The sequence below is a fragment of the candidate division KSB1 bacterium genome, from assembly GCA_034521575.1.
GTDB lineage: Bacteria > Zhuqueibacterota > Zhuqueibacteria > Residuimicrobiales > Krinioviventaceae > JAXHMJ01.
Genome location: JAXHMJ010000003.1, coordinates 492,395 through 505,367, shown reverse-complemented (window position 1 = coordinate 505,367; position 12,973 = coordinate 492,395). Strand labels below are relative to the sequence as shown.

Below are 12,973 nucleotides of genomic sequence, written 5' to 3'. Positions count from 1 at the left end.
TTGTAACAGTTCTATCATTCATAGCTATTAAAATAGTCGTGCTTTAAAAGCTCACTTTATTAAATCCAGCTGTTCTCTAATATGCTTTTTATGTTCCAGTAGTGGCTTTACTATTTCCATTCGTTTACACAGTTGATCCATATCGATCTCGTCATTTAAAAATTCATTTCTTAATTCAAGTAATTCTGGAGGCAAACTGCTTTTTCTTAGCCATCCAAAATTATTTTCAACTAGTAAAAAATGGAAATATTGTTCTACTCTATTTAATTTCAAATATGCTTTTTTAATCCACTCATAATTTTCCCAGGTTTTTCCAGGGACAAGTTGCCTATGACAAAATTCGCTCAATTCTTCCCAATATTTATGTAATTTACCCAGATCGGGAATAGATAACTTGATATGCCCCTCTGTAAATATTTGAACATGAGTTTTGTTATAATAAAATGCCTTGAATAATATTTTTTTATTGCCAACATTTTCATACAAAACTTTTAGCAAATTACTGAAACGATCAATTTTTTTGATATTTTCTTCAGTAAATTCAGTTGAATCTAGTAATTGCTCTTCCTTAATCAGATAGAAAATTTCAAATACAAATCTTTCAATAGCCATACGAAATTCAAATGCAGAATATATCATTGGTGTGTGCAGTAAATTTGGTTCTCCATATTTGCGCCATTTTTTTGCCATATAAAGATGGTAATCCGCACTACATTTTCGTTTTGATTCTATAAATTTTGATAAATTCATATTTCTTTAACAGATAATATTACTCTATTTTGCTATACAAATATATTTAGAAATATAAATGTAATATTTGGTTCCCACTTCACTACTCTCCCTCCCCCACATTCTCCACCGCCACAATAATCTCCCGTTTTGTATCCCGAAGCCGCTCTTTGATCACTTGCAAATAATCCTCGCCCAGATACCCTCGCAAGTATCGAACCGTTTTGGCAAAGGCTTTGGCGATTTTGGGGTTGTCCGGTTTTAATCATGTTCGGCCAGACGGCGCAGGGTATATTGCGACAGGGTGCGATAATCGCGCAAGTCACGAATCAGGGTGCGTATAAACGGGATATATTCCGTCAATTCATCCGATAAAATCGCAAAGCGCTCTGTAAATTATTCTGCGCCTTGATTTCCAGAGAAATTCGCTCTTGCTGGTTTTGAACAGTTCGGTATAGGTCTTGATTTTTTTATAACAGGGCCAAAACTGCGGACTCGGATCAAGACGCGGTTCATCTTTATCGCATTGAATCAGGGACAGCGCATCCTCAAATAAAAGGGATTCCACATCCGGCTTGTCCTGGTGGGTGTCCGGAATGCTTTGAATAAAAAAGCCCAATCCCTTCTTTTGAAACACCACAAGCTGATTTTTTTCAAACGCTTTGGCAGTCTTGATTCGCGCAGGCAATTGCTCGATGCGCTCAACAATCTCTGGATAATTTTCGGCATATTGCCGCCAGGTTTTACGAACCATCGTGAGCAGACTCTCCGGTTCCTGCTCATCCGGCAGCGTATTAATACGATTGTACAGTTCCGAAGCTGTCGGTGTCTCATCCACATCAAATATTTTTGCGTCTTCTCCCAGGGTGTTGTGAATAAGAAACATTTTTTGTCCGGCTATTTCGCGGCTCTTGACAAAATCCGCGCCCTGTTCTGTGGGAAAAAAGTTGTAAATATGCAATTGGTCAAACACCTTTTTCCCAATCCGGTTGATTCGTCCCACTCGCTGAATGACCCGGGTCGGATTCCAGGGGATGTCGTAATTGATAATGGCTCCGGCGCGATTGAGATCAAAGCCTTCGGATAATTTGTCCGAGGTCAACAATATTTGATAGTCGTCCTGTTGTTCCTCCGGTTTGACACTGGCGTCAAAATTCGTCCGGATTTGCCGCACCAGAGAAGCAGATAAATTACCGTCCACATAAAGCAATTGCTCCGGAAAGGCCTGATCCAGAATCGGTTGCAAATAGCGTACGGTATCCATGTATTCGGAAAAAATAATCAATTTGCGCCGGGGTTCGTGATCACGGGGTGGTTTGTTCAAAATGTCGGTGATCTGCTTTGCCAGACAGACCGCTTTCGGATCAGCAGAGACCAAATTCAGGTCCTGCATCCGTTTTTCCAGAATTTTCATCAATTCGAGATCCGATCGAATATCCTGGAGAAATTCATCGGCAAGTTCAAACTCATAGACATTGTAAATACGGTTGTTTTTCGGTGTTTTGTTCTCCTGCAGGTATTGGGCAAATTCCTCCAAAGCCTGCTCGATTTCATCTGAATCCGCATCATAGATTTTTTCCAGCAAACTGCGGTCGAGAATATATCTGCCGCCGGATTTTTCAATAAATTGCAAAACACGTTCATGAACACGCTTGAAATTTTCAATACTTTTTATAAAAGACCCAAAAGAACTTTCAAAGCGCTTGACCAACAGACGCCGCATAAAATCATACAAGTTACGCTGCTGTTGAAAAGCCCGGTTCCCGGCCAGATCCAGCTTCCCGCTATCAATTTGTTGGCGGTTTTCATAAGTGAACGGTTGATAAATTGCACCCGTAAATCGACCGTCTTCACCAAAATAGTCATGAGTCACCTCATCATAAAAGGCTGATTGTTCCGGGGTCAATTCGTAAAACAACTCGCGCGGATTCGCCACTGTCGATAATTGTGTAACTTCGCGGCTGTAGGTGGGGTCATTTCTTAAATCCAGGCGGTTACGGCGAATAAACACAGGTTCCAACACCTTGCGGATTTGCGCTGCCAGATATTGTGCACGACGATGAACCTTGGCCAGATTAATAGATGCTTCTTCAAACAAGGCTTTGTAATAGGATTCAGCGCGGGCACGCTTGTCCGGTTCTTTGGAATTATGGTTCTTGATGATATAGGATAAGCGTTGAAATGTACGTTCATAAGCGGCAAACCGGGCTTCCAGGTTGTTGTCCAAAGTGATCTTTGATTTGCCCGGAATAATGAACAGTTTGAGTAAAGAAAACATATCCGCCGGACTGTTATTGAACGGTGTAGCGGTTAATAAAATGACAATGCGGTTGCGACAAATCGTGCTCAAATATTCATAATTTTGCGTATCCTGATTTCGGAACCGGTGCGCTTCGTCAACAATCACCACGTTGATATCATCACCCTGTTCCTTTAGATAGTCCGCCGCTTTTTCCAGGTCACCCGAAGACCGTATTTCCCAGTCATATAATTCAAAATCATGCCGATACTTGCGCCAGCCCGATTTGGCTTTGCTGTCGCCCATCAAACCGGGCGGACACAAAATCATACCGCGTTGTCCCAAATGCTTTGCCACCATACCGGCAATAATGGATTTTCCCAATCCGACCACATCGGCGATGATCACTCCGTTATAGTGCTCAATAACGGTCAACGCCTGATTTGCGGCATCGCGTTGATAGGCATAATTTACATAGCCGCGTTTGTCCAAGAGCCGTTCCACCTGGGGTTTTATAGACGTTTGCTGCATCAGATCAATATAGGTCTTGAGCACCAGCAGATACGCTTCAAACGGCGATACCAGCGCAGCTTGAGAACGATTGCGGATAAATCGGATCAGAGTTTGTTTGACATCCGGCCGCTCGGTGATGGGAACGGCATCAGCCCACAGCTCATCAAAAAACCGCTCGGCTTCCTCTGTGCCGTAATCGCCGATTTCGACATTGAATTCGTTCTGTTCCGATATTCCGGCGCGTGTCAGATTGCTGCTGCCGGTAATGAACCGAGAGTCGGTAAGTCCCTTGATCTCATCTTTGAATTTAAACACATAAAGTTTGGCGTGACTGGGGGATTCTGTTTTTCTAATCATCAGGCGATCGTGCTGCAAAAGCTGAACAAAGACCTGCACCTGCTGATAAAACGCCTCGATGTCCATTTCTTCGGTATTCAGGGCGTTGCTCAGGGATTCGAAAAACCGATCGGTTTTTTCATCATTGGAATGATCCGCCTGTGTGGCCGCCAGCTCAAGTGTGTGCCCCAACCGCTGATCCACATCCAGGCCCACCAGAATTTTGATCACCAGATCATCCCGCTCCCTGATGCTTTCGAACAATTCCTGCCAGCCGGAAAAATAGAAAAATCCCACCAGAAACTTGAGTTCCTGGCTGTATTCGAGCAGTTGATGGATACGTTTTTTCAGGGTTTTGGTCTTTTGGTTGGTGATAAAGGCGTTGTGTTTCATATAAAAAGACCTTGTCTCATTATATTATTTCAATTTTGTAATTTACAATGCCCCCTTAATGGACACCCGAAATAAATGATTCTCTGTGTCATTCTTAAACTTTATATGCGGGTACAAAGACAGAGCCCGTTTTATACCTGTTCCAATCCCCCGGTAAGGCAATCCCATGGGCGGTTCCTGTTTGGTAGCATATGAAGCAATAATGGGATTGCGTTGATTCGAAACCCCGCTCTTTACATTTTCAATCGTCAAATTATTGGGCAATGTTCCAGGGGATATGATCTCGATCCGGCCATCAAACATAAACAATCGAATCGGCGCGCTGATAAAATAATCGCGATGGATCAACGCATTGACCAACAGTTCTTCAAAAACGTCTTCCGGGATACTGGATTCTCCAAGGGTATTTCTGTTCCTGCCGTTTTGCTCTTTGCGAAGATTCCGTTTGATAAACGCCATCGCATTGACATACTGATGAGCAAGCTTTCCATTGATATCTTCACTGTCTCTATATTCCTTAACAGTGTCCGAATTGCCCTTGAAATGAACTGCTTTTATGTTAAACTGAGGTTTGTAAATTTGTGGTTGTTTGCCAAATAGCAAAAGAGCGGCCAGGTTCAGCAATCCATTACTTGCAAGATTCAAATTGGTCAGAAGGTCTGATTAGACTTATGGATTCTTTTGAGGGACTGCGACCATTTTCTTTCAGGTAAAATTCATCAAAATATTCCCGATCCAGATCATTCAAGGTCGTTTCATCTACCGGGGTCTGATCCGCATGCAGCAGATCCGCTTCCTGAAACAAACGCCTGAGTTCTTCTTTGGACGTTATCTTGCGTTTATCGGCGCCTGTTTTGATATAAATAGCTCCATCATGAGAAAAATACGGCTTGTCTTTTCCTTCCGGCACCTGAACCACCATGACCAGGTTATCACTGATTTTTATATTTTCGGTTTCCGGGTTGATGGGATTCCGAACCTCGCTTGCCGCGTTGGAAACAAGTTGATTAAGACGATGAATATCATTATTAGAAAGTCCAGTGACTTCACCCAAATCATCAACCCCAATAATCAGCATTCCTCCCCTGGAATTCGCAAAAGCACAGAGTTCCTGTGAAAGGGAGGTCATGTTCGTAATATTCCGCTTGAACTGATGACGTGTATCTTCACCGCGTTCTATTATATCCAAAAGATCTAATGCTTCCATTCACTATACTTTCTTTTTCGCTGTTCAAAAGCCTCTCGACCTCCCTCCATAATTTCAATAACAGATTGTTGTATATCCGGTCGGTCTATACTGCCTGCTTTTATATTGATTTTTTCGTTTTCATACTGGCAACAGAAAAGCTGTTCACATTCACCTAAAACCGGTATATTGGGATTATGGGTGGCAAATATAAACTGTGTTTTATCCTTTAATGCATTCAACTCTCGAATTACATCCTGATAAATCGACTGATTGTCTATATCATCTTCCGGTTGATCAATTATAATCAAGTCATTTTCCTGACGGGTTAAAAGAAAAACAATAAGCGCAGAAGCCCGTTGACCCAATGAATGTTCTGCAATATTTTTACCTCTGTATTTTAAAATATAAAGATTTGGAACCTGGTATACGAGTAAATCCCGAAGATTTTGCATAAATGCGTCTTTGAATTTATGCAATTGAGAATCAGTCAGCAAATCCTCTAATTTCGATTCGTTGCTCACAATATCTTTATAGATAGCAATACAATCATTGTAATTTTGAATAATTGATTCGATATTTTTATTGGTGACATTTGAACCCTTTATAATCGAACTCAGGAACTCTTTAAAGTTCTTTTTGTCGCCCTTGTATTCGAGTTCAACTTTTATAGAATGCGTTTTGGCGTTCAACTGATCCACGGATTTTTGTAATGTCTGATATTCAGAATGCCATAATTCATTCAGTTCATCTAAACTTAGATCAAGAGAATTCTTGAGGCTTTTGTATTTTTTTTCAATCTTTTCAATTTCTGTCAATTTATTTTCGAGAATACTCATTCTACTACTAGATTGAATATAATCATCAGGATTTAATTCCGGCTGATCAATAGAACGCTTTATTTCAGCAAATTCGTTCTGTAATTGTTCTATTTTTGTATCAATATTATTCAAGAAAGATTTTAGCGAGTCTAAATCAGGTGTAACGGCTTCAGCAAGGCCTATGATAATCTCAAGTTTATTATTTATTTCTGTCAATGTTTTTTTAACTTTAATAAAAACATCATCATTTTCCTGACTTTGATACTCCAAATAGTCAGTAAAAATATTCTTATAATTGTCCACAAAATCAAATAAATCCTTTTGAAACGCTTTTGCAGAATCAATCATTTCATTGATTTTTACCCGATCTTTTTTAAACTGTACCTGCCGGTTCAGTTTTTTATCTACCTGTTTTTCTTTAAAAATTCGTAATTTTTCTTTTAAAACATTTTTTTCTTCTAAATAGTCTTGTTTTCGCTCTGTATCTGATTTTAAATTTTTTTGTTGATCCAGGATTTGCAATACTTGTTTGCTTTTATAGGCGATTTTCTCCCGGATCGGCCCCACCTGGGCGCCAAAAAATTTTTCCATAAGTGTCTGGCTGAACCCAGTGCTTCCGACCTCTGATAAATCTTTTTGACCAAAATAAAGGACACTTAATAATGATTCATCAACGGAAAACTGCGGCAGACGAACATCATGATCACGAAAGATGACAGGTTTTTCACCTAAAACACGCTCTATTCGATAAGGTGTTCCGTGTTTATCCTGTAGGTTTAAAATTATTTTTCCACCGCTGCCCAGCGCATGTTCAACGAGTTGTTCTTTATAATCCGTATCTTTTGCCGATTGATCAAATTTTTTATTCAGTGCATATCTTACCAACTCCAGTATGGTAGATTTTCCACTCCCCCGTATTCCAATGAGGTTGTTCATACTCGAGTTAAAGAACATCTGCTGTCCAGCCAGCGGCGCATCCTTCTTGGTTTGCAGAGCAAGAGATGTAATATACGCGTTTTGTGCACCTGGTTTTTTTTCCGCTTCTGTATTTCGCTGTTGATCCATCAAGGCATATTTAACAGCATGATAACTAAAATCACCAATTTTGATATAACTTTTTAACCGTTTTCCATTTTCACCTCGACATTTACCAATAGAATCAATATCTTTATTATCGCTGCCCTGGACAAAAGCAGGTACATGAGAATCAAACCAATTGTTGATATTTTCCCGACTTTGATGAGATGTGCATTTTTGTATTCCCAGTACAAATTCCCTGAAAAGCGGATTCTTCACCAATTCTTTTTGACGACCCGCATTAAGCTCCTTGCAAAATCCATTTGGTTGATCCACATGTGCAAGGATGACAAAACTATCGCGTTTGCTGATTTTATGTTCCTGAAGTTTGTCCAATAGCTGATTAAAATTCCAGGATGCACGCGCATTATTATTTTCCCTGTCCTGGCGCGGTGAATTCGGATACGCCTCATCCAAAAACCGGTTGATAAAATCATCATGTTGAGACAACCAGGGTTCAGGATGGAAAACGATCAAAGTATGTATACCATTGCCTTCGCCCACAGATAATTCGACACCGGGCAAAAGACAGATTTCCTGTTTCCTGGCCTGCTGCATAAGGGTCTTGTATTCTTTTTGAGCAAATTTGTTGTGGTTCGTGATAGCCCCGACACGGATTTTTTCATTGTTCAATTTTTGAACAAATGAGATGTTGAAAAAGTTATTATCATCCCATCCGCGAAACGCCTCTTTGTCCGCTTTGGTGTGCAAATGAAAATCAGAACGCAGCCAGCGACTGCCGTATTTAAAAAATTCTTTCATAGTTTTTCTTTCCAATTTTCATCAAAATAAATAAAATATCCCAGATAAACAAGAAATCAATCTGGAATAATTTGGAGTTATCTATACGCTCCTTGCCTTCTGTATCCGGTTCCACACCAGCTGACACACCGCCCGATATACTTCTTTTCGCTCCTCTACTGTTAAATTCAAAACATCAAAGACAATATTGTCCAATTGAGCGCGATCCGGCAGAGGCTCAGGTTCCTGTTGGGCTATCGGAATGTCAGATTCAGGATTAATGCCGCAATCAAAAAATATTGAATTTATGTTAGTTTTAAAATATTGATGATAATTATATTTACTTGATATCAAAGTTGGATCTACAATTAAAAATTTTTTAATATCGATTCCTTCAGTCTTTAGCGCACCTTCTCCTAAATTCGATCGTCCGAAAAGCTCTCTACTAAATAAGACAAATACCGAAAAAAATGATATAGGAAAATCCTTAAAATTTATTTCAAATAAATTATGATCGACATAAACCGAATGCTTATTATAAAATATCGCAATGCGTTCATTATGAACCATTGGCCAAAGATACTTCCATCTTTCTTTATTTGGTAAACTCCACCATAATCTTCTTGTTCTAAGACTAGTTACATTATTGAATCCATTTTCTTCACCCCATTCAATATATTTTAACACATAAGTATTTTGCAACTTGTCTTTAGTTTTATTACACATGAACAATTTAAATTGTAAATCTTCAGGAATTACTAAATTACTACTACATTCTCTAGGACTTTTTATTACCGGTTTTAAAAATTTATCCTCAATTTCACCTTCCCAACCGGCACCGTTTATCACCCGTGTTAATCCCGATTTTGATCCTGGTCCCAGCGGTTTTAAATAGAAAAAATCATTGGCACCGCTTGTAATACCACGTCGCACTTCCGCAACATCTTTCAATTTAACCAGTTTCCCTGCACCTTTTTTCAAAATCGTAAAAAAGATATCCGGCGCGCGCAAATATTTCCCGCCCCATTTATCGCCGATATAGGTGCCGCTGTCCAGATCATCTTTGAATTCCGTTCCATCTCTCAACAACTGCTTTGCTGTCACCGGATACACCCGAAACCGATCATTGGTGGTAATCGCAGCCGAATCCTCAAGTTCGAGCAGATTCTCCGTCAAGATCACATCTTCAAACGGCTGCTTGAACGCTACAAATCTCATCAATTCAGTTTTATTCGTTTGTGATCTGCTTTTCGCGTCAGGAGCATGAAACAACGTAATCACGGTATTCACATCTGAACCGGAAAAACTGCGTTTGGCGTGGTTATCAATCACAAACGCCATACGCACATGATGCAGTAAAAATTCCTGCATCCATACGCCATATTGGACATCCAGCCAGGAATTGGAACAGATGAAAGCATGCACCCCCATCGAGTTGAGCAAATGCAGTGAACGCACATAAAAATACACATACAAATCGGATTTGGCGCTTATCTTTGTTTTAGGCTTAAAATAATGCGGATAATCCATTCGGATTACATCCGCCAACAATGTTTTATATTCACGCGGTGTCACATGATATAATGGATCGGATATAGATTCCTGGCGCACATACGGCGGATTGCCGATAATAACATCAAATCCGCCTTTGTCATAAAACACTTCGGCAAATTCGATATTCCAGATCAGGGGATGTGAATCTTTGAGACTTTTCCGCTGTTCACGCAGCTCAATGATTTCATTCTCGATCTTTAGGGCTTGTTTGTTCACTTGCTGACCGGATTGTTCCGAATCATCAAGTTCAATATCCATTTGATTTTCTTGCGTCCGTATCAAAGTCAGTCTATTCTGTTTTTTCTGAATTTCGTCATCAAGAATTTCTTTGTAAATCAGCGTCTCCTGATGCCGGATAGAGTTGCCATCTTTGCCCCGGTTATAGAAAAAATCATGTTTCATCTTTTTCAACTCGGTTATTTTTCTCTTTATTGAGGCGGGCAGCTCTGCATGGCCCTGAACCGGGAACAATTTGGAGCCGACGCGCTGCACGAGCGCATCGCCGCACCGCACTTTAAAATTCAGGCTCGGCAGCAGCGGTTCAGGCAAGCGACGAAATTCAGGCGGCATATCGATGAACAAGGTCAGCCACAACCGCAATTGGTTAATCCAAACCGCCCAATGTTTAACCTCGACCCCATACAGCGACCGGGCAATGATCTCTTTTTTGCGGTCATAATCGCTATTATATTGCAATTCCTGTGGGCCATTGTTGCGTGTGGTCAAATTCTCAAGTATTTCATCCAGAACCTGCAAGGCGCCAACCTCAAAGGCCCCGGACCCCGCCGCCGGATCGCAGATAGTGACATTTTGCAGCAACTGCACCAATTCGCGAATCTCTGCGACCGAGAAATCCCCTTGTTTCTGATCCTCGTCAAATTCACTACCCTGTCCTTTTTCTCTGAAAAACAAACGATACAATTCACGTTGTTCGCAGGAACTGTTTTTCCCCAGCCATTTTACCAGCGCCATACGGCACATAAAATCCACTTCAACACGCGGCGTATAGACCGCGCCCTGATCTTTGTTGGTCAGGCGCTCAAAAATCAGTCCGAGAAATTCCGGATTCAGTTCCAATTCCTCATCGAACAATTTGTTCTCTTCGATGGTAAAATTATATTGAAACAGGAACTGGAAAAAATCATCAATCATCGCATCCGGAATCCATAAATCCAGATCATCCACACCGGTTTTTTCCTTGAACAACTCTCCGTTTAAGAATGGAGCGTTTTGAAGAATAGCCTCGGTCTCGGGTGAAAAGTCGTTGTTTTGATACAACACCTTGCGTCCCGGGGGTGAATTCAAAGCCTGAAAAAAGAAGGGTTCAAGCCAGTCCAGGTAAAACTGGTTTGAATCACTGAACTTTTGTTGATATTCTTTCCAGTAATTCTGAATAAACTGTTTTGTTTTGCCAAGCCAGCCTTTTTTCTGCACAAATCCCAGAAAAATGATACGAATGACAAACAAAAGCGCAAAATCCTGTTTGAGTTCGACATCATCCGTGCCCTGCACCTGTTCCGCAATGGCATCAAATTTGGGTTTAAATTCATTATAAAACTCGTTCGACACCGCTTCGATGGAAAATGCTTGCAGGATTTTATCAATCGAAGAAAAATCCGCCCGTCCCACCTGGTTGAGAAAAGTCTTGTTGGCATAATCAGGGGACACAAAATAGGTGTAACGGCGAAAATTGCTGTATTGACGCTGTTTGCCAAAGTACTGCGCCACGATCAGACTAAATCGAAAATGTCCACTGTCATCATGAAACACAAAAATACCGGCATCATACAATTCATGTTTCAATATTTTTTTACCCAGTTCGTACTGGCGTTTCTTGCTGTTACGCTCGGTTAATTCGCCTTTTGTCCGGGCCGTAACCACCACAAATCGTTGAATCTCATCAAATTCGATCTCGCCGAGTTTTTCAATCCGCGTGAATCGGCTGTCTTTACGATCATCATAATGCGAAAAATCCTGGTCAGACGGTTTGAATCCGCTGTGCGCGGTTCTGAAAAAGCGCAACAGATGGGTTCGACTAAACGAATTTACGACAGCTGCGAGTTCACTTCGGGCGTGCATGGATCAGGCTCCTTTGGTATCTATATTTCTAATAAAACCATAGGTGATCATTGTATAACCCCGTCTGGACCTATTATTCCATCTTTTCTTTTTCTATTCGAGCAAGGTTGGTTTAATTTAACAAAATTTCTTGGAAATAAAAGAGAAATCAAGAGAAACAACCCAGGTATTCTTTATAAATCCGTCCTGATCTTGATCAATATAGAAATAATTCTCTTTTGCATGACACCCCAGTTCTTTTTTTCTTGTGTGCTTTTGGCTTGTCGTTGTACAAAGCAGGTAAGGCTCTTCTCCCTTGGGATGATTTAAAATAATCACCAATTTATCTTTGCTGCTGCCATCTTTAAATATAAAATCTTTGAAAAACAGCACCGTCCCCGGTTTCATATCTCCCCAATAATCTGTTGAAATTCATCATCGATTTGTTCACGATCTTTGATATCTTTACCATCAATAGAATTTTTTTCATCATCCAAAGCCAGCAGATAATCAATCCATTCATTCTCACCTTTTTCCTGTCTGGTTTTGTACCAGGGAGAATTTCTTAAATGGCTTGAATCCGACATATCCTTTGCTTTTGCATTATTAAAAATTAATGCTACCTTTTCGAGAATTTGAATTTCTCGTCTACTGAAGATTTTGGGATTAAACTCTTTTCGGGGCATAATTTTCAAACAATGCCCGATTCCATTTTCAAATTCTTCATTTTCAATAAAAAAGGCGTTTTCAAAATCTTTGGTATTATTTTTGGGCTCAATATCATGATAGACTTTGGGGGGCACAGGTCCCTTCTTCCAGGCTTTGTATTGCAGCCCGGTTACCGATCTACCCGTTTCTTTAAAATGCCAAAAGTCCAAATAATATAACAATTTCATTATTTTTAATTTGTGGCAGTATTTGGTATGTTTCGCAAAATAGATGATAGCATGAATCAATTTTTCGCGTTGTTTCTCAGTGTTCATATTTAAACCTGCGAAATAGCATGTTTTTTTAAAAAGGTCGGAAAATTTTATTAGAGTATATAGTTTTAAATAACTATAAATGTTAAATCAATTCAATGTATAAATCAAATTTTATACATGTTCATGTGCTTTTTACTTTTCGCTCAAATTGAATTTTTGTTCCCATCGGAGGTGTTATATTATAATCCGCGCCCTTTTGGGGTTTGATAAATCCTGTTGATTTTTCCAGCAAGGCATCATAATTTTCGACGATCTTTTTGTCAATTTTTGGATTTTTTGCAATAATTTCTTGTTTTTTGTCCAACATCAGGAATAAATCCTTTATACGAATTTAAACAAGATG

General features: G+C 40.0%; 9 protein-coding genes. All 9 read right to left on the bottom strand.

Features of this window, described 5'->3' with window-relative positions; translation table 11 throughout:
• Nucleotides 1–51 precede the first annotated feature (51 nt).
• The 9 genes from U5R06_10675 to U5R06_10635 all read right to left on the bottom strand — a co-directional run bounded on the left by U5R06_10675 (nt 52) and on the right by U5R06_10635 (nt 12,937).
• Nucleotides 52–750, bottom strand: a complete 699-nt coding sequence (locus U5R06_10675) for a hypothetical protein (GenBank protein ID MDZ7723244.1) — start codon at nt 748–750, stop codon at nt 52–54.
• Between the two features lie 343 nt (nt 751–1,093).
• The gene (locus U5R06_10670) at nt 1,094–4,210 is read right to left on the bottom strand and encodes a helicase-related protein (protein ID MDZ7723243.1); all 3,117 of its coding nucleotides are present in this window, start codon (nt 4,208–4,210) and stop codon (nt 1,094–1,096) included.
• 42 nt (nt 4,211–4,252) lie between these two features.
• Nucleotides 4,253–4,855 carry an ATP-binding protein gene (locus U5R06_10665; protein MDZ7723242.1) on the bottom strand — a complete coding sequence of 201 codons (603 nt, stop codon included), beginning with the start codon at nt 4,853–4,855 and terminating at the stop codon, nt 4,253–4,255.
• Complete coding sequence (locus U5R06_10660; protein ID MDZ7723241.1) at nt 4,839–5,417, bottom strand: ATP-binding protein; 579 nt, start codon at nt 5,415–5,417, stop codon at nt 4,839–4,841. The genes U5R06_10665 and U5R06_10660 overlap by 17 nt, the downstream gene beginning before the upstream one ends.
• Complete coding sequence (locus U5R06_10655; protein MDZ7723240.1) at nt 5,405–7,927, bottom strand: hypothetical protein; 2,523 nt, start codon at nt 7,925–7,927, stop codon at nt 5,405–5,407. Before U5R06_10655 ends, U5R06_10660 begins: the two co-directional genes overlap by 13 nt.
• Nucleotides 7,928–8,137: 210 nt before the next feature.
• Nucleotides 8,138–11,668 carry a DNA methyltransferase gene (locus U5R06_10650; GenBank protein MDZ7723239.1) on the bottom strand — a complete coding sequence of 1,177 codons (3,531 nt, stop codon included), beginning with the start codon at nt 11,666–11,668 and terminating at the stop codon, nt 8,138–8,140.
• A 117-nt stretch (nt 11,669–11,785) separates the two neighbouring features.
• The gene (locus U5R06_10645; GenBank protein MDZ7723238.1) at nt 11,786–12,040 is read right to left on the bottom strand and encodes a hypothetical protein; all 255 of its coding nucleotides are present in this window, start codon (nt 12,038–12,040) and stop codon (nt 11,786–11,788) included.
• A gap of 11 nt (nt 12,041–12,051) precedes the next feature.
• Complete coding sequence (locus tag U5R06_10640) at nt 12,052–12,630, bottom strand: Panacea domain-containing protein (GenBank protein ID MDZ7723237.1); 579 nt, start codon at nt 12,628–12,630, stop codon at nt 12,052–12,054.
• Between the two features lie 121 nt (nt 12,631–12,751).
• Nucleotides 12,752–12,937 carry a hypothetical protein gene (locus U5R06_10635; GenBank protein ID MDZ7723236.1) on the bottom strand — a complete coding sequence of 62 codons (186 nt, stop codon included), beginning with the start codon at nt 12,935–12,937 and terminating at the stop codon, nt 12,752–12,754.
• Nucleotides 12,938–12,973 lie beyond the last annotated feature (36 nt).

Bases quoted from the DNA above. Each gene is read 5' to 3' on its own strand.
- U5R06_10650 (MDZ7723239.1), bottom strand. From the start codon at position 11,668: ATGCACGCCCGAAGTGAACTCGCAGCTGTCGTAAATTCGTTTAGTCGA.
- U5R06_10640 (MDZ7723237.1), bottom strand. From the start codon at position 12,630: ATGAACACTGAGAAACAACGCGAAAAATTGATTCATGCTATCATCTAT.
- U5R06_10670 (MDZ7723243.1), bottom strand. From the start codon at position 4,210: ATGAAACACAACGCCTTTATCACCAACCAAAAGACCAAAACCCTGAAA.
- U5R06_10635 (MDZ7723236.1), bottom strand. From the start codon at position 12,937: ATGTTGGACAAAAAACAAGAAATTATTGCAAAAAATCCAAAAATTGAC.
- U5R06_10660 (MDZ7723241.1), bottom strand. From the start codon at position 5,417: ATGGAAGCATTAGATCTTTTGGATATAATAGAACGCGGTGAAGATACA.
- U5R06_10675 (MDZ7723244.1), bottom strand. From the start codon at position 750: ATGAATTTATCAAAATTTATAGAATCAAAACGAAAATGTAGTGCGGAT.